Source organism: Aerococcus sp. 150760013-2 (assembly GCF_053627715.1).
The window spans coordinates 33,387-52,145 of sequence record NZ_JBSEYI010000001.1 but is presented as its reverse complement, the minus strand read 5'-3'; the positions used below and the strand labels follow the sequence as shown (position 1 = coordinate 52,145).

17 protein-coding genes are annotated in these 18,759 nt (G+C 40.2%); 2 read left to right on the top strand and 15 right to left on the bottom strand.

Annotated elements, in window-relative coordinates; genetic code table 11:
* Window positions 1-57: 57 nt before the first annotated feature.
* A complete protein-coding gene (locus tag ACUW85_RS00255) occupies window positions 58-981 on the bottom strand; it encodes a diacylglycerol/lipid kinase family protein (protein WP_149314621.1) in 924 nt (307 codons plus the stop codon).
* A gap of 199 nt (window positions 982-1,180) precedes the next feature.
* Between ACUW85_RS00255 and lexA the strand changes: the two genes are divergently transcribed.
* Window positions 1,181-1,792, top strand: a complete 612-nt coding sequence (gene lexA / locus ACUW85_RS00250) for a transcriptional repressor LexA (protein ID WP_016897164.1) — start codon at window positions 1,181-1,183, stop codon at window positions 1,790-1,792.
* A gap of 618 nt (window positions 1,793-2,410) precedes the next feature.
* Here lexA and ACUW85_RS00245 read toward each other — a convergent pair.
* From ACUW85_RS00245 to ACUW85_RS00190, 12 genes are all read right to left on the bottom strand, one after another.
* A complete protein-coding gene (locus ACUW85_RS00245) occupies window positions 2,411-2,923 on the bottom strand; it encodes an adenine phosphoribosyltransferase (RefSeq protein ID WP_016897377.1) in 513 nt (170 codons plus the stop codon).
* Entirely contained in the window at window positions 2,923-5,268 is a 2,346-nt protein-coding gene (gene recJ / locus ACUW85_RS00240) for a single-stranded-DNA-specific exonuclease RecJ (protein ID WP_149314622.1), read from the bottom strand. The genes ACUW85_RS00245 and recJ overlap by 1 nt, the downstream gene beginning before the upstream one ends.
* A 32-nt stretch (window positions 5,269-5,300) precedes the next feature.
* Entirely contained in the window at window positions 5,301-6,098 is a 798-nt protein-coding gene (locus tag ACUW85_RS00235) for an SDR family NAD(P)-dependent oxidoreductase (RefSeq protein ID WP_182023017.1), read from the bottom strand.
* 27 nt (window positions 6,099-6,125) lie between these two features.
* On the bottom strand, window positions 6,126-7,046 hold the full coding sequence (rnz, locus tag ACUW85_RS00230; protein WP_048728135.1) for a ribonuclease Z: 921 nt from the start codon (window positions 7,044-7,046) through the stop codon (window positions 6,126-6,128).
* Window positions 7,047-7,304: 258 nt separating this feature from the next.
* Window positions 7,305-8,630: a GTPase ObgE gene (obgE, locus tag ACUW85_RS00225; protein WP_048728132.1), complete on the bottom strand. Its 1,326-nt coding sequence runs from the start codon at window positions 8,628-8,630 to the stop codon at window positions 7,305-7,307.
* Window positions 8,631-8,667: 37 nt separating this feature from the next.
* A complete protein-coding gene (gene glyS / locus ACUW85_RS00220; RefSeq protein WP_182023018.1) occupies window positions 8,668-10,746 on the bottom strand; it encodes a glycine--tRNA ligase subunit beta in 2,079 nt (692 codons plus the stop codon).
* Window positions 10,746-11,672 (bottom strand): glycine--tRNA ligase subunit alpha, encoded by a 927-nt coding sequence (gene glyQ / locus ACUW85_RS00215; protein WP_026466016.1) that lies wholly within the window; start codon window positions 11,670-11,672, stop codon window positions 10,746-10,748. Before glyQ ends, glyS begins: the two co-directional genes overlap by 1 nt.
* Window positions 11,673-11,934: 262 nt before the next feature.
* Window positions 11,935-12,735, bottom strand: coding sequence for a DNA repair protein RecO (gene recO, locus ACUW85_RS00210; protein WP_026466015.1), 801 nt, complete (start codon window positions 12,733-12,735; stop codon window positions 11,935-11,937).
* 60 nt (window positions 12,736-12,795) lie between these two features.
* On the bottom strand, window positions 12,796-13,794 hold the full coding sequence (era, locus tag ACUW85_RS00205) for a GTPase Era (protein WP_016897385.1): 999 nt from the start codon (window positions 13,792-13,794) through the stop codon (window positions 12,796-12,798).
* 18 nt (window positions 13,795-13,812) lie between these two features.
* Window positions 13,813-14,238: a diacylglycerol kinase family protein gene (locus ACUW85_RS00200; protein ID WP_149314624.1), complete on the bottom strand. Its 426-nt coding sequence runs from the start codon at window positions 14,236-14,238 to the stop codon at window positions 13,813-13,815.
* Window positions 14,213-14,743, bottom strand: a complete 531-nt coding sequence (gene ybeY, locus ACUW85_RS00195; RefSeq protein ID WP_165702985.1) for an rRNA maturation RNase YbeY — start codon at window positions 14,741-14,743, stop codon at window positions 14,213-14,215. The genes ACUW85_RS00200 and ybeY overlap by 26 nt, the downstream gene beginning before the upstream one ends.
* Entirely contained in the window at window positions 14,724-15,692 is a 969-nt protein-coding gene (locus ACUW85_RS00190) for a PhoH family protein (protein ID WP_149314626.1), read from the bottom strand. Before ACUW85_RS00190 ends, ybeY begins: the two co-directional genes overlap by 20 nt.
* Window positions 15,693-15,867: 175 nt before the next feature.
* On the opposite strand from ACUW85_RS00190, the gene ACUW85_RS00185 reads away from it, so the two are divergent.
* Window positions 15,868-16,818: a phosphoglycerate dehydrogenase gene (locus ACUW85_RS00185; RefSeq protein ID WP_182023019.1), complete on the top strand. Its 951-nt coding sequence runs from the start codon at window positions 15,868-15,870 to the stop codon at window positions 16,816-16,818.
* An 84-nt stretch (window positions 16,819-16,902) separates the two neighbouring features.
* Here ACUW85_RS00185 and ACUW85_RS00180 read toward each other — a convergent pair whose 3' ends face one another.
* Together ACUW85_RS00180 and ACUW85_RS00175 are read right to left on the bottom strand one after the other, a co-directional pair.
* Complete coding sequence (locus ACUW85_RS00180; RefSeq protein ID WP_026466012.1) at window positions 16,903-17,667, bottom strand: 2-keto-4-pentenoate hydratase; 765 nt, start codon at window positions 17,665-17,667, stop codon at window positions 16,903-16,905.
* Between the two features lie 20 nt (window positions 17,668-17,687).
* Window positions 17,688-18,476, bottom strand: coding sequence for an SDR family NAD(P)-dependent oxidoreductase (locus tag ACUW85_RS00175; RefSeq protein ID WP_182023020.1), 789 nt, complete (start codon window positions 18,474-18,476; stop codon window positions 17,688-17,690).
* Window positions 18,477-18,759: the final 283 nt, after the last annotated feature.

Here is an 18,759-nt window from a genome sequence, read left to right as displayed (position 1 = left end):
TAGCTCGCTCGCAAGGGTAGTCATCAAACCAGTCGGTCTTTTTACTACATATATTTTCTAAATAATCCGTTTATAAGCGTGTTTCTTCACCTGACAGGTAAATATTGGTAATTGATAAATTTCCCCATCACAGTTCAGGACCATCGGGCTGCCATCCTTACTGGCATAAACTACTTCATCACATATTACATTATCTAGCTCTGCCAAATCTTCGTGCTTTCCAGCGAAAAACTTGTATAAGACAGCCAATATTTTATGCTTAGGCATAGTTTGTACATAAACCAATTCTAGAAGGCCGTCATTCACTTGACCATCAGGGTTGATCTGAAAACCTCCACCATACATAACCCCATTGCACAATGCGGCAAGAATATATGGCCCATCCATCAGCATCAACTCTGCCCCTTCTTTTCTGGCTGTTAGGCGAATATCGAATGCCGTACCTGCTTGTAAGGCCTTTGGAATTGAAGCCATGTAGGCGTATTTTTGCAAGAATTTATGCTTTTCTTTAAAGTCATTGGCTTGAAAAACAACATTCGCATCGGCGCCAACACTCAAAATATTCATAGCATATAAGTCTAATTCAGGAATATAAATGGCATCCGTTTCGCTCGTTTTACCCTTAAAAATATGGTCAATCTGGTCTTTAACCGAACGGTTGCCATATAAGCCCGTATATAAGTCATTCCCAGTACCTAAGGGCAAGATAGCAAAAGTAAGCGCAGTATTTATCATCAAATTCCCGATTGAATGGACAGTTCCATCGCCACCACAGGCAACAACTACCCCATCTCGATATTTTTCTGAAAAACGGTCAATCAAAAATTGGCTAGACGCCTTTGATGTCGAATACACTAAAAAGATATCGTCTTTATTCAATCCTGCTTTTGAAGCCCGGTCTAATACCAATGCATTTATATCGGCCTTCTTCTTTTTCCCAGCAGCTTGGTTAAAAATAAATAAGAAACCCTTATTTCCCATGTTTGACACCTCTTTTATCTTATTACGTGTATGATTATGCCCTCTATTATACCAAACACTAGGCTATCAGAGGAATATTGGTCAGTATTTTCACATTCATCGAATGTACGTTTGTATTGACCGAACGTATGTGCTATACTGATTATAAATAAAACGTGAATAGTTAGAACTCATAACCCACAAAAAAGGAGTACAGCTAATGAAAGAACGTCATCTACAAATTCTAAAATGTATCTATTCAAACATTCAAAGTCAAGGGTTCCCCCCAACAGTAAGGGAAATCTGTGAAGCCGTGAACCTATCTTCAACTTCTACAGTCCATGGCCACCTTTCTCAATTAGAAAAGCAAGGTTATCTACTTCGGAATGCGACTAAACCGCGTGCTATGGAAATCACAGAAAAAGGCTTGGAATTACTAGGTGTATCTAGTCAAGGTATCCCAATGATTGGTACGGTAACTGCCGGTCAACCAATTACTGCCGTTGAAGATATTGAAGATTATTTCCCTATTCCGCCTACTTTGAAAAACCAATCAGAATCCCTATTTATGCTGAAAATCCGTGGTGATTCAATGATTGAAGCAGGTATTTTAGACGGAGACTTCGTTATCGTTCGTCAAGAATTGTCTGCCCAAAATGGTGATATTGTAATCGCCATGACAGACGAAGGTGAAGCTACTTGTAAACGATTCTTTAAAGAGGATGGGTATATTCGCCTACAACCAGAAAACCATAGCTTAGAGCCTATTATTTTACCAGACGTACAAATTTTAGGACGCGTAATCAGTTTATTTAGAGAACATACTTATTAATTCCTTATACCATGGTGGCATCCATTATCCGATGATCATCATGGTTTTTTTTCACTCAAATTAACCATGTCGATGCCTATACGACAATCACCTATTTACATTTTTGAAATATCCACTAAATTAATCGCAAGAGATATTCCATATTGCAGGCGTAAAGTATATGAAGCAATATATCGTCGATGCATTTGTAGAACAATTACTTGAAGCTAATCCTGCTTCTGTATTTTAGAAAAGTGGTTACCAGAAAACTTGATAATTAACATCACAAAGGAAAATATCCTGTCAGAAACAGCCTTCGCGGTTAAAGAAGCTGGCAACTACCATTTACGTTGGTTTACCCTCGACGGTAAATTGACCTTCGTGGACCTGCGACAGCTTTCGTCATCATGAACTATATCGATTCAAGTATCTTTTGATACACTTAGTGGTCAATTAACAGTAACTTGTGATGGTGATCAATATGTCATGGCCTTCCCGTCTTATGAGCTGTACCTGAATTGAATATTACCGCCTAATAATGATTGCTCGACCAATATGCTATTATTTATGCAAAAAAACATGACCAAATTTCGCCCTATAGGGATTTGGTCATGTTTTCTGTTATTTTACTACTTCATACTAGTAGTGCATCAATGAGAATACGTCAGTACCAGCGATTTTTTCTCTGGCTTTGAATTCATCTAATTCTACTAAGAAGGCTGCACCGACAACTTCGCCACCTAATTTTTCAATTAATGATACACAAGCTTCGATGGTACCACCAGTTGCCAATAAGTCATCTGCAATTAAGACTTTATCGCCTGGTTTAATCGCATCTTTATGGATTTGTAGGGTTGATTGACCGTACTCCAAACCGTAATCGATTGACTCGATTTCACGAGGCAATTTACCTTTTTTACGTGCGGGAACGAAGCCAATATTTAATGCATAAGCAACTGGACAACCAACGATAAATCCGCGGGCTTCTGGTCCAACAACCACATCTACATCTTTCTCACGTGCAAATTCCACGATTTCATTAATTGCTTCGTGGAAGGCTGGACCATTCCCCATCAAAGGCGTGATATCTCTAAATAAAATATCTTTCTCTGGGAAGTCCTGTACGTCTGCAACATATTGTTTAAAATCCATTATTTTCCTCCTGAATAGAAATAATCTTTAATCATCGTAACATCATTATACCGTAAGAGTCGTTCATTATTGATTTGGGTTTCCCAATCGGCCATGGTTTGAGTAGCCAATAAGTCTACCTTTTCATTTACCGGTAAGGTCACTAAATCAGTATTATGCCATTTAACCAATTCCGCTTCTTCTAAGACTTTCACCATTAAATCAAGTTTCACTTTAGAAATTTTGAAGAAGTCTGCCAATGCCTGTTCCTTACCCGCCAGTGGAACTGTTCCGTGGCCTTGTAAGTATTTATATAATTGGCCGAATTCTTGCCGGGTTGGCTTTCCAACCATGTAGGCATTGACCGCAGAATAAGCATAGATATAAATATTATCAATTGCCGCCTGGTTTATCAGGTTTTTAATTGCTGATAAGTCCTTTGGAATATCAAAAATAACTAAGCTATTCTTACTAGCAAATGCTGATCCTTTTTCAAGTATTTGATCAATCTCACTGGTCATGATGGCTTCACTTGTGAAAGGGATTTCGTCTTTATAAGCCTTGAAAAACGGCGCATTTTCAAAGACATAAGTGGCATTTTCAATTGACATGATTTGATCACGCTCACGCATATTTCGCAAGTCAAAAATACTTTTACTAGACTGGCGAATATCCTTGATTTGAGCTTGCGGTGATTGGTTTCCGTTCCATGCGTTGATGGACAAGGTAACCACCACATCGATTGGTTCGTTCGCTACTAATTGTTTGGCTAAGGCACCAGATTTAAAAGCAATCATACTTGTTTTGACATCTGCATCTGCTACTGTCAGTTTTAAAGTATTTTTGTCCTTCCCAATCAATTGGATTTGTGATAATTGGACGTCCTTTATTAAAAACAAGGGCTGTTGATTATCGGTACCAAAGGGTTTAATTGGGTCAAGGGCTTTGATATTTTCAAGAGTGATATCTGTAATCCCGATGATCCCATCAATTTTCAGCGGTGTTTGCTGAGTATATACCGCTGAAAATTCAGCCATACGATCTAATAAGGCTGTTTTCCAAGCTTCAAACTGGTCAATAGCTACAGTCATCCCGGCGGCCATTTCATGACCACCAAATTTGTCCGCATAGTCTTTACCGGCTTGTAATACTTGGAAAAGGTCAATCCCTTCTATCGAACGGCCAGAGCCTTTATAGCTGCCATTTTCAGTATTCTTACTTAGTAGAATGGTTGGTCGGTGGTATTTTTCAACCAAACGGCTGGCTACAATTCCAAGGACTCCTTCATGCCAACCTTCTTGGCCCAAGATAATCATTTGCGGTAATTGACTTTCACCGTCAACTAAAGCTTCCGCTTCAGTCACCATCTCATCAACGATGGCTTTACGGGCGTTATTTTCTGAGTCCAGTAACTCAACCAGTTCACCAACTTCTTGGTCATCAAAAGAGGTTAAGAACCGCACACCAGGGTTTGGATCGCCTAAACGACCTAAAGCATTTAATCTTGGTCCCAGAATAAAACCAATCGTTTGCTCATCGATTTGGTCTGGCTGGATGCTTTCTTTTTCAAGGAACATCTGTAAGCCTAACCGCTCGGTATGCTTCATTTGGTCTAAACCAGATGCCACAATAACTCGGTTTTCGTCAGTTAATGATACCAAGTCAGCAACAGTGCCAATAGCGGCAACATCCAGTAAATCACTTGGCGTTTCACCAAGTAAGGCTGTAGCCAATTTCAAGGCGACTCCAGCACCTGCTAAATCACCAAAAGGATATTGGCCTTCTGGGTGGCGTGGATGGACGATGGCATAGGCATCCGGCAAGCTGTCTCCAATTTCATGGTGGTCCGTGATAATCACGTCAACATCTTGGTCTTTGGCGTAAGCTACGGCTTCGTGTCCTGCTACCCCATTATCACAAGTCAGGATTAGTTGGGTCCCTTTCTTGATGTAATAAGCATAGACATCCTTGTTTGGTCCGTACCCATCTTCAAACCGGTTAGGTAAGTAGAAGGATACATTGGCCCCAAGCATTTCTAGGGTTTCATACAAAATAGTCGTTGAAGTGATCCCATCTGCGTCATAATCCCCGTAGATTAAAATCTCTTCATAATCTTCAACCGCTTGTTGTAGTCTTGAAACGGCCTTTTCCATATCTTTTAATAAGAATGGATCATGAAATACGGGTTCTTTAGCGATAAAAGCTTGAATCGCTTCAGGTGTTTGGTAGCCCTTATCATAAATGACCTGTACGACCATCTTTGGTAAGGATAGGTCTTCAGCTAGCTGCTGGATAAAGGCTGCAGCTGTATCATCTGCATTGCCTAAGTATTCAGGTTCTATCCATTCATAAACTGATTGCAACAAAATTTGTCCTCATTTCTAAGTTTCGTAGAAAATTAGTCTCTAAATTGGCCTTTTTCATAGCTCATATGAATCAAGCGATAGGCTAGGCTTGGCGCCAATCTCATTAGACGGTTCATAATGTCGTAGTAAAATGGCACGACTACCTCAAACTTGCCACGTTCAATCGCGGTTGCCATTTTGTCAGCAACAATCTCTGGTGTGGTGGCAAAAGATTGGACATTTTTAAAGTATGACCCATCTTTATCCGCGATATCAAAGAAGGCAGTGTCAACTGGACCAGGCAAGATACAAGTCACTTTAATCTTGGTTGACCATAAATCTTGTCTTAAGCCGTTAGCAAAGGCATGAACGCCCGCTTTACTGGCTGCGTAGACAGCTGATTTAGGCGTTTGAATTAAGCCAGCAACTGACGCAATTAAGGTGATGTTATTGGCTTTCGTATCTTGGTGTAACATCCCAGCAGCAAAGCGTTTTGAAAGAAACATGGTTAATAATAAATTTGTATGGGTCAGTTTTGCGATTTGCGTATAAGCTTGGTCACTAATTGTTGAAAAATCACCGAAGCCTAAACAATGGACAAAATTTTCGATTTGTCCTTTGTCAAAGCAATATTGGGCGAATTTCTCAGCTTCATCACCAGTCACTAAGTCGGCTGTATAAGCTAAAACTTGTCCAGCACCTAATTCTTTGGCCTGTTTCTTTGTTTCGTCCAACCGCTTTTTATTCCGACCGTTGATGATGATATTTCTACCTTCGCTGGCCATTTTATAAGCAAAAGCTTGACCGATTCCAGAAGATGCACCTGTAATGACTGTGTATGTTTGAGACATTTTCATCACTCCTATAAATGTGGCTACTTATCCGAGACTGATTGAATCAAAATCTTTTACAATTTGGCTATTGACAAACACTTTTTTGGCATCTGCCTCCAGTTGTTGTGAGGCTTTTCCTACATATCTAGCTGAGATATGGGTTAGTAATAATTTCTTGACATTGGCTTCCTTAGCCACCTGACCAGCTTGTTTAGCGGTTGAATGGTAGTAATTACGTGCCATTCGTTCCTCGCCAGCAGCAAAGGTCGCTTCATGCACTAAAAAGTCCGCATCTTTAGCAAGAGCTACCGCATTTGGGTTATAACGGGTATCACCTAGGACGGTTACAATATGGCCCTTTTTGTCAGGTCCAATAAAGTCACGACCATCTAACTGGGTACCGTCTTCTAAAGTAATGGACTTACCTTGTTTTAATTGACCTAGTAAAGGCCCATTTGGTACGCCCGCTTCCCTAGCCTTATCAATCAACAACTCCCCTACTTGGTCTGCCTCAATGACTCTAAAGCCATAAGACTGAACGGCGTGGTCTAAAGTCTTATAGATGACCTGGTATTGGTCATTTTGAAAGACCATTCCTTCATCGGCTAACTCCTGAATGATTAGATCATATCCTAAGGTCGTACGGGTAACTTTAAGAAAGTTATCAATATAAGCTTTAATCCCTTTAGGTCCATAAATGGTCACCGGAGCTTCCCCGCCTTGATGGCTTCTTGAAGATAAGAATCCTGGCAAGCCAAAAATGTGATCTCCGTGTAAATGCGTGATAAAAATTTTAGTAACTTTACGCGGTTTCAATGTGGTTTTCATAATTTGATGTTGCGTTGCTTCCCCACAATCAAACATCCACATTTCATTACTTTCGTCTAATAATTTTAACATGATGCTTGTCACATTACGACTTCTACTCGGAACGCCAGCACCTGTTCCCAAAAAAGTTATCTCCACTTTTTTTCGCTCATTTCTATTATATATATTCGTAAAAAATCAAGAGCGCACATTAAATCCAAGTCTCCCTGTTCAATGTGCGCTCGTCTTTCGATGGGTTTGAGACTGAAGTGTCACCCTCCCACCAACAATCCTCATGATATCAGGCGCCCAAAGTCAGAATTATCCGCTGCTTCCCAAAATACGCCAATTACTTTTATAGTAATTGTTCGGCTTTTGATCCGGCCCGTCAATTCTAAACGACTTTTGTCGCACCTACTATTCTTGGAATTCAAACTCGTAATCTAAAATACGGATAATATCCCCTTGTTTCGCACCACGTGCAGCCAAGGCTTTATCAACACCCATATTCTTCAACTGACGAGCAAATCGTAATGCCGACTCATCATATTCCAAGTTCGCCATCTTGAATGTTTTCTCAATCTTGTCACCGTATAGGTAGAAGGTACCATCAGATTCACGGCCTACATAGAATGGTGGCTCTTCGTCTTCAGGAATTTCATAAACCACTGTTTCAGTAGACGCTTGTTTACCTTCTTCAGCAATGCGCTCTTCTTCTAAACGGATCAATTCAGCCGTATGGTCCATTAAAGGATCTAAGCCTTCTCTAGTATAAGCTGAAATTGGGAAAATTTCTGGCAATTCTAAGTCTGGATAGTTCTCTGCAAAATAACTTGCAAGTTTTTCCTTGAATTCTTCAATATATAATTCTGCTTCAGGAATGTCCATTTTATTGGCTACGATAATCGTTGGTCTAGACATCAAATTATCATCATAATTATCTAATTCTTTGTTGATAGCTACATAGTCGTCAAATGGGTCGCGGTTTTCAGAACCACCCATATCAATTACATGTAAAATCACCTTAGTACGCTCAACGTGGCGTAAGAATTGGAACCCTAAACCAATACCGTCAGCAGCCCCTTCGATTAACCCTGGTAAATCGGCTAATACAAAAGATTCATGTGAACGGGTATTTACCACACCCAAGTTCGGTGTAATTGTTGTAAAGTGGTAATCACCAATTTTAGGTGTTGCCGCTGTAACAACAGATAGTAAGGTTGATTTACCAACTGATGGGAAACCGACTAATCCAGCATCCGCGATCAATTTCAATTCTAGTTGTAGGGTAATTTCATCACCTGGTTCACCATTTTCAGCGATTTCTGGTGCCGGGTTGTTGTGGGTCGCAAATTTCATGTTCCCACGGCCACCACGACCACCATGTGCAACGATGAGCTCTTCACCGTTCTCCACTAAATCACCAATAATTTGACCAGTGTCAAAGTTTTTGACAACAGTTCCAGGGGGTACAGCGACATACATATCCTCTGCACCACGACCGTACATACCTTTTGGCATCCCATTTTCACCTGGTTTCGCCTTAAAGTGTCGGTTGTAACGGAAATCCATCAAGGTTCTTAACCCTTCGTCAACTTTGAAGATGATGTCGCCTCCGCGACCGCCATCTCCTCCAGCTGGACCTCCGTCTGGACGATATTTTTCTCGTAAAAAGGCAACCATACCGTCGCCACCCTTACCTGCTTTTACCCAGATCTTGGCATAATCAAAAAATGTTGACATATGTTACCCCTCCTTTCAATTTCTTTTATTTTTGCTTTTATTTCGTGTTAATACGGCTTGTATCAGCAAGCGTTAAAATGGCTTGCGCAATCATGCTTAAGATGGCTAACCGGTTGTTTTGTACTGTTTGATCTTCAGCAAATACCATGTTGTTATCAAAGAATTCAGTGATAACTGGTGTTAAAGCCTCAAGTTGATTATAGTTGTCCTGCATGTCATTTGTCATCTCTAAGCCTTTGGCGGCATTGAATAATGCAGCTTCTGAATCAGATTCAAAACGACTTTCTTCTATTGTAACATCTTGGACATTTAATTCACGGGCTTTCGCACCCAAGTTCAAAATACGGTTCCATGCTTCAAGCGTTTCTTTAAATGACGCTTTTTCACTAGCTGCTTGTAAGACTTTACTTGCCGCTAGTTTTCTTAAGATATCCGCTGAACGGCTTTGCAAAACAGCATCCGCAATATCATAACGAATTTCTTGGTCATTTAAGATAGCTTTCAAGCGGTCATTTACAAATTGGCTTAAAGCCGTTTGTAATTCAACTAGGCGCTCTTGGTCTTCAATTCCATAAACAGTCTGCAAGATACTAATGATATCAGTTTTCCAGTCAAAAGTTAACTCATTTTCGATTAGAATACGCACAATTCCTGATGTTTGTCGACGTAAAGCAAACGGATCGTTTGAACCAGAAGGAATTCGGTCAATATTAAAGAATGAAATCACTGAATCTAGTTTATCTGACACAGCAAACAATTTACCCAATTGGCTAGCAGGTAATTCACCTTCAGCAGAAATTGGCATGTAGTGTTCGCGAATAGCAGTAGCAACTGCAGGTGCTTCACCAAAGGCTAAGGCATATTTTTCACCCATAATCCCTTGTAATTCTGAGAATTCATCCACAATACCGGTCATTAAATCGAACTTGTAGATCTCACCAGTACGAGTGATGTCTCCGGTTTGGACGTCAGCTAACTGACCAGACCATTTTTCGGCTAGATATTTGGCGATTTGACCAGTACGGGCCATTTTTTCCTGTAAGGAACCAATTTCAGCATGGAAAGTTACCTTAGCTAAACGGTCTTGGAAGTCTTGAATTGTTTTGGTTTTATCTTCATTGACGAAGAAGAAACCATCTTCCAAACGTGCAGTCAGGACTTTTTGATTACCCTTACGGACATTATCTAAGTGTTCAGCGTTACCGTTACGAACAGCTAAGAATAATGGCAACAATTTGCCTGCTTGGTCTTTAACATAGAAGTAACGTTGGTGGTTCTTCATTGAAGTGATCAATACTTCATCCGGTAACGCTAAGTATTTGTCGTCGAAGTTGCCGATAAAGGCAGTTGGGTATTCAACAATTTGGGTAACTTCTTCAAGTAAGTCAGCATCGATATCGATTTGATATTTGTTTTCACTCGCTAATTGTTCGATTTGTTGTTCGATTAATGCTTTTCGTTCGTCTTGGTTTACAATAACAAATTCATCTGCCAAGGCTGCTTCATAAGCATTAGCGTCCGCAATCACAACCTCTTGAGAACCTAGGTAACGGTGTCCGCGAGAGATATTTGAAGCTGTTAGATTCAAGAATGTTAACGGTAAGACTTGGTCATCTAATAAGGCAACCATCCAGTGGATTGGACGGATGTATTTAACGTCATAAGACGCCCAGTGCATTGAAACAGGGAATGACATTTGGTCGATAACTGAAACCACATCTTGTAAAATGTCGGCCGCTTGGCTACCTGGTTCCGAAATATTAATGAAAACATACTCTTCACCTTTAACTTCTTCAAAGTAAATATCCTCAACAGAGGCACCTTTACCGCGAGCGAAACCTTGGGCAGCTTTGGTCCAATTACCCTCTTCATCTTGGGCAATACGTTTAGCAGGTCCCTTAGCTACTTCAGAAAAGTCTGTTTGCTTGTCGGCTAAACCATTAACACGTACAGTCAAACGGCGAGGTGTCGCAAATGTTTCGACATTGTCAAAAGTCAAACGGTTGTCTGATAAAAAGTTTTCTACTAGTGATTTTAATTGGTTCACGGCATTACGTACGTATTGAGCAGGTACTTCTTCCAAACCAATTTCAAATAAAAATGTATGTTGGCTCATTATTTTTCCTCCTTCAATAACGCTTCTGCTGTTTCACGGTCTAACAATGGGTAACCCAAGTCAGCACGTTTCTTCACAAACATTTTAGCTACACGGCGGGCCATGTTACGGATACGAGCAAGGTAAGCTGCACGGTCAGTAACAGAAATCACACCACGAGCATCTAGTAAGTTAAATGCATGTGAACATTTCAAAATGTAGTCATAAGCTGGGTGGACTAATTCGTTGTCGATTTGTTTCAAGGCTTCAGCTTCATACTTATTGAAGGCAGAGAATAACATATCTACATCCGATTCTTCAAATGAGTAAACTGAATGCTCGTATTCTGCTTGACCAAAAATTTCACCGTATTTAACGCCTTCAACCCATTCAATATCGTAAACTGAATCTACTTCTTGGATGTAAGAAGCTAAACGTTCTAAACCATATGTTAATTCCGATGTAACAGGTTTACATTCTAAACCACCAACTTGTTGGAAATAAGTAAATTGAGTGACTTCCATCCCATCTAACCAAACTTCCCAACCTAAACCAGCACAGCCAAGTGATGGGTTTTCCCAGTTGTCTTCTACAAAACGAATATCATGTTTTAATGGGTCAATTCCTAATTGTTTCAAGCTTTCAATGTATAATTCTTGAATGTTATCTGGGTTTGGTTTCATCACCACTTGGAATTGGTGATGTTGGTATAAACGGTTAGGGTTCTCACCGTAACGACCATCTGCTGGACGACGAGATGGTTCTACGTAACAAGCGTTCCATGGTTCAGGACCAATTGCACGCAAGAAAGTATAAGGTGACATGGTACCCGCACCTTTTTCTGTGTCATAAGCGTTTAAAACTAAACAACCTTGTTCAGCCCAGTAGTTTTGTAAAGTTAAAATTATATCTTGAAATGTTTTTTGATTCGTTGCCAAGATGTTCACTTCCTCATTTTTTATTCTATTATGATAGTGGTCAAATACATCAGAAGACACAAAAAAACCCCTATGTATTTGAAAAAAACAAACACATAGGGACGATTATCTCGCGGTTCCACCCTACTTCTAACGGATAAAATCCATCAGCGCTTTATTGTTAAGTGCTCCAATATGCCTTCACAAGGTTTCAATCCAGCCGCTCCCACTATCCGGCTTCGCTTTGGAATCTACATCTTCTTACTTAGTATTTTCACTGCACTTCTTTTATTCAGCTATTATCATACTTTTTTTCTCTTTTGTCGTCAAGCGGATTGACGAAAGTTTCCATCTGGCTGATAAAATGCTTACTTTTTAAGTGGATCCCTACATACTCTTCGTAAAGATCATCCAAGGCTTGCCGAATTTCAGTTTTTGTTGTCGCCTGTAAGTCCACTTGACCTAGTTTGTCATATGGTATTTGACTAAACAGTCGAATAAAATGACTTGCCCGTGGTGACCAATGGAGACGCCTATCATCCATGTGAAAATGTTGTTCGCATAAAACGCCAGCATATTGCATGGAATAGTCAAAACGGCCTTGATCACGGCCACAAATAGCACATGACCTAAAGTTAGGGCCCACCCCGAATTTCGGCAGCAACTGAATTTCAAATATATTGGCCACGACTGACGGATCGACACCGGCTTCTATTTTGCCTAGACCTTGCCAGAGCAGGTTAAACACCTTGTCTTCTTCAATGAAGTCTTCAAAGGCGGCATCGGTCAACCCTGTCATGTAGGCTGCATAGGCATTGGCCTGTATATTTGAGATCGTTGCCTTTGGAAATAGAACATCGTCCGTATCATTAAGAAAGGAAAAACCTTTATCGTTGATGGTTCCCACAAAAGAGGCTCGCATATAGGGAAAGGCAATTTCCCTTAAACCATTATTCTGCCGTTGAATATTCTTAATGAAGAACATCCGCTTACCAAATTCCTTGGTGAATATTTTAATTAGCAGGTCTTTTTCCTTGTATTTCCGCGTAAAAAGGACAATCCCATCGAAACGCGCGTAATGGTCTTTTCGCATGGTCTCGTCCCCTTTCGTTTTGCATGTCAATATGATGCCATTTTGTTAGCGATGCGTTTATTAACCCTTATAGTTTTTATGGTTGTAGCCAAGGTCACCTAGGTTAGCCTTGTTGTTACGCCAGTTTTTGATGATTTTCACCCAAAGTTCTAAATAGATTTTAGACCCAAGTAAATTTTCGATTTCCTTGCGGGCTTCAACACCAATTTTCTTGATCATCTTACCGCCCTTACCAATGATAATCCCCTTTTGACTCTTTTGGTCGACGATAATGGTTGCATACACATGCACGCGGTCCAGTTCATCTTTTTGCATGGAGTCTACTTGAACAGCAACTGAATGTGGGATTTCTTCATACGTATTTAATAAAATTTGTTCACGGATTAATTCAGAAACCACAAAGTATTCTGGATGGTCTGTGATAAATTCAGATGGATAGTATTGTGGTCCAGTCGGCAATAAACCAACTAGGGTATCGATCAAGGTCTCCACATTATTGCCGTTTAAAGCAGATAGTGGGATAATCCCGTCAAAAGATTCTGGGCTTGGAATAGTTTGCATAAAGTCCGCTAAGGCTTCAGGGGATACCTTATCAATTTTATTGACACCCAAGAACTTACGAGTCTTATAGTTTTTAATCTTTTCAAAGACAAATTTGTCACCTGGACCAATAGGTTCTTCCGCATTCACCAACATTAAGATAGCATCTACTTCTTCAAGTGATTGGTAGGCAGATTTATTCATAAATTCGCCCAACTCATTATGGGGTTTATGAATACCTGGTGTGTCAATGAAAACAATTTGCGCCTCATCTGTTGTATAAACCGCTTGGATTTTGTTACGCGTCGTTTGCGCCTTGTCAGACATAATGGCTACTTTTTGCCCCACAACGCGGTTTAAAAAGGTTGATTTCCCAACATTAGGACGGCCAACGATGGCTACAAATCCTGACTTATAACCATCAAAGTCATCTTCAGCTTGGTCTCCGTCATCCTCTAGTAATTTTTCTAAATCCTCAATGTTATCAAAATCATTTATATTAAAATCTTCTATATTCAAGAATAGTCTCCCTTATTTTTATGTTAAATTGAAAAAAAGTAAAATCTCAGGTACAAAAATTAGCAAGCCAACAATTACAGCCATTGTAGATGAAATCAGTACGCCGCCAGCCGCTACATCCTTCACATTTTTTGCAATGGGATGGTATTGGTTGTCGGTCACTAAATCAATAATCCACTCAGCTATGGTATTGGTAATTTCCATACAAATCACAATAGCACAGGTTAAAATTAAAATTAACCACTTTTCAATGGGCAAAGCAAAAAACCAAGCGGCTGACATGACTAAAATCAACCCCAAAATTTGGTAACGAATGTTTCGCTCATGGATAAAGGCAAATTTTATCCCACTTAAGGCATACCCCATTGATTCAAAAAAATTATGGTTCTTATCCACTTTTGGTGGTTTTGGTACTTGTTTACGCTCTTTTAAGTCCATAAGCATCTAAAATCTCTTTCTGTAGGCCAAACATTTCCTTTTCATCTGCTTCATTCAAATGGTCGTAACCATTCAAATGCAAGAATCCATGGACAGCTAAAAAACCTAGTTCACGTTCAAAAGAATGGCCATAATCAGCTGCTTGTTCGCGTGTTTTATCAATCGAGATAAAAAGATCGCCCAATTCACGTGGCATATCCTCTGGCAAGCCCATAACTGCTAATTCATCTTCACCTAAATCTTCAATCGCAAAAGAAATCACGTCAGTTGGACGGTCAATGTTGCGATAAGTTTTATTGATTTCATGAATTTCTGCATCGTTCACGATGGTCAAAGATAAGTCAATTTCTCCAGTAAGTTTCAAATAATCTGCTGCAAAACCCAACAATTCATGCAACATCTCTTTATCTTTACTAGAAAGCCCATTCGTCCTATCTTCAAAAATTAAATCTAACACTTTTTCACCTTTTTTCTTTTTGCCTTGTCTATCGTTAATTACCCTTATCTTCATTGGCATAGGCATTGATGATTGCTGACACCACTGGGTGACGAACAACATCAGTCGCTGTAAAGTGCACAAAGTCGATATCTTTAATCTCCTGCAAGTGTCTTTCCGCATCGATTAACCCGGATTTAGCACCTCTAGGTAAATCAATTTGTGTCTTGTCTCCATTGACAATCATCTTAGACCCGAAACCAAGACGTGTTAAGAACATCTTCATTTGGGCAACCGTTGTATTTTGTGCTTCATCAAGAATGACGAAAGCATCTTCCAAAGTCCGACCACGCATATAAGCAAGTGGTGCCACTTCAATCACGCCACGTTCCAGTAAGCGTTCAGTATGCTCCCGGCCATAAATAGTATATAGGGCATCATATATTGGTCGTAAGTACGGATCAACCTTCTCTTTCAAGTCACCAGGTAGGAAACCTAAGCTTTCCCCTGCTTCAACTGCTGGACGCGTTAGGACAATCCGTTTTACCCGTCCTTGTTTTAAAGCCTGAACGGCCATCATCACTGCTAAGAAAGTTTTCCCGGTACCAGCTGGTCCAATCCCAAAAGTAATGGCATGTTTATTGACAGCGTGTAAATATTGACGTTGACCTACAGTTTTTGTTCGAATAGCTTTCCCTTCAAAGGTCCGGCCAATTTCCTCTTCATATAAACTTACAAAGTGTTTAATAGTCCCATTCTTTGCCATTTTAATCGCAGTAACCACATCACGTTCACCGATTGTGATACCTGATTGTAGAATAACTTGTAATTCTGTCAGTAAATCAATCGCTTGGGCAACATTCGCTTCTTGTCCGGTTACTTCAATTTGCTCATCTCTGGCAAATATTTGCACCTCAAAAGCTTGTTCAATCAAAGAAAGATTACGGTCCTCAGTACCAAATAGTTGTACGGCTAATGCTGGATTCATCAAGGCTACACTTTTACTGATTGCAGATTCTGTCAAATGAAAACTTCCCCCTTTTCGTATTAAATAAATTATAGCAAAAATCTGGCATAAATACGAATCACAGGCCGTGAATTTTCGAATGCTTAGCCCTTTTACCGAAAAAAAGTGTTTGTTTTCGCAAGTCAACCAATCAATGATACAATAGAGAAAACGCTTTAGGGAGGCACACACTATGCAAAAAATATTAGCCATCGCAAACCTTGTAAAGGATTGGCAAATCGATGATATCAAAGACTTAGCAAGTGATTATCAGGTGAAAATGGCGGACGAGTTGACCGACGCAGACTTCCCCAATATTGAAATTCAATATGGCTGGGATGCTGATTTAGCTGAAAAATATGCAGCAAATGGTTATAACAGCCTTCGCTGGATCCAAGTCCAATTCGCTGGCATCAATCAACTACCTAAAGAAATCATCGCTGATGAAAAGATTCAAATCACCAACATGAGTGGGATTCATGCGATACCAATCGCAGAGACCGTTTTTGGTTACATCTTGAACTACTACCGGAGTTTACATATTTATAAGGCGCGTGAAGAAAAACAACATTGGGAATATGCCCAACACATGTCTTTGCCTGAAAAGAAAATGGTCGTGTTTGGTGCCGGTAATGTAGGAAAAGAAATCGCCCGTATCGGCCAAGCATTCGGTTTAAAAACTGTTGGTGTGAATACGTCAGGCAGCGATGTAGACTACTTTAATCAAACGGTGAAAACAGCGGACGGCTTTCAACAAGTGACTGATGCCAATATCATCGTCAACGTCCTACCAGAAACAGACGCCACACAAAACGTCTTTGATGCTACATATTTCGGTCGTCAAGAAAAACAACCCTTATTTATTAATGTGGGACGTGGGTCAGCCATTGTAGACCAGGACTTAATTGAAGCTATTGATCAAGGTGTCATTGCCTATGCATCCCTTGATGTCTTTAGAGAAGAACCGTTGCCAGCAGACCATCCTTTCTGGGCCCATGACAAGATTGATGTGACGCCACATATGACTGGTCAAGTAGAACACTTTGCAAATGAAACTTACAAGATATTCCAAGCTAACTTAACAGCTTACACAAAAGATGGCGCATTATCAGTCAATGTCGTTTCAAAAGAAAAAGGCTATTAAATCACAATAAGTCAAATAGACAATAAAAGCATTTGCTTTCCTAAATCTCGGAATAGCAAATGCTTTTTTGATTTTATTTTGCCTTTATTTAGCGTTTAGCGTAACTGGAGGTAGACCTTCAAATTGGCCAACATAAACGCCTGGTTTAATAACTTTCGGCATATTAACGGCACCTGAAGCCACAAACATGCCCGGCTCAATAGCTTTGCCTGTTTCAGCCAATTTCTGTGCCAACCATTGGACTGAATAAGCTGGGTGACCCATCACCTCTTTTGAAGAACCTTGGGTATATGGTTGACCATCTACTGTTACTGTCCCCATCACGTCATCAATTTCTTGATAAGTCCGTTTGACGTATTCACCAGCTACTACACCTGCATTGGCTGCCCCATCGGCAATCAATTCAAATTTTGAAATGTTCCCGTACCAATCGTCATACCGGCAATCAGGGATTTCATATCCTGTCGCCACCTTGCATTTAGACATAATGGTTTCCACTGAATCGTCAGACGAAATCCTTTCTTCAGCCTTGAATATGATTTCAAATTCTAACAAAGGACCCATAAATTTGCTCAGGTCCATATCCGAACCCCAGACGCCTTTGTCCGTCATGACGCCGTATAAAGGCGTTGTGGTCTTAAAAAATGATTGCTGAATTTTTGCTGACAAGGAAATTTTATAACCTGCAACTTTTTCACCAGCCTCTTTTCTTAAATCTAACACAGCTTGTTGCACTCGGTAGCCGTCTTCTTCATTGACAATTCCAAATTTCCCGTATTGTACCGGCACTTTTTCATTATCTGCTTGATATAGTGTCTTACTAGCGTGAATAATTTCTTGATCCATCATAAGCTTTTTTCTCCTTAGAATTACATAGCGTCTGATGCGCCACCATCAATATTGACAGCTGCACCACTCACATATGAGGCGGCATCTGAAGCAAGGAAGCTAATCACTTTAGCAGCTTCTGTTGTTTCACCAACACGGCCCATTGGCGTATGCGTATCTTTTGCTTTTTGTTTTGAAAACTCTTCCCAAGTTGGATTTTCTGGGTCATTTTGCCACATCTTTTCAACCTGTTCACTTCGGATATAACCAATACATACCGCATTTGCACGAATATTGTATTCACCGTACTCCTTACTCAATTCTTTAATGACAGCTAAACCAGCTGAACGAGCTGGTGAAGTTGGTACAGACTTTGGACCTGGCGTCTTACCAGAATTTGAAACCACGCTAATAATTGAACCTGAAGCTTGTTTACGCATATAAGGCAATACTTCACGGGTAAAATTGGCCACACCAATAATTTTAATTTCCAGGTCGAATCGCCATGTGTCATTATCTACTTGTTCAAATGAGCCCGCTCTGTGGCCACCCGCATTATTGACTAAGATATCGATAGTCCCGTATTTGGATGCCGTGTCCGTGATCGCCTTTTGGACAGCGGGTAAATCTGTGACATCAGCTACTGCGTAATCCACTTCAACCCCTGTCGCTTCTTTAATGGCTGTTTGTGCCTCAATTAATCGGTCTTCGTGGCGAGCTGTAATCACAACTTGTGCACCCTCTTCAGCTAGTGTTTTCGCTGTTTCAAATCCGATACCTCTACTTGCCCCGGTAATGACTGCTACTTTACCTTTTAATCCTAAATCCATCAAAATCGCTCCTTTATCTTTTAAGATCTTATTGATTTGAAAAAAGGCTCCACTCAACTTCCAGACTTTTACTATTATTCACGACTTTGCCCTCAGCTAATAAAAAAACGACGACCGTCAACAGGCCGCCGTTTCATTAGCTAGAGCCCGTTTCACGTGGAAAAGGACTCTCCTAGAGAAGAATCCTACTTAGCTAATAATAATAAATCTTGTTTTGAATTAAATGGAGACGCAACAAATACGCCAGCATGCATGATATATTTGGAAGATATTCTAAATTGAC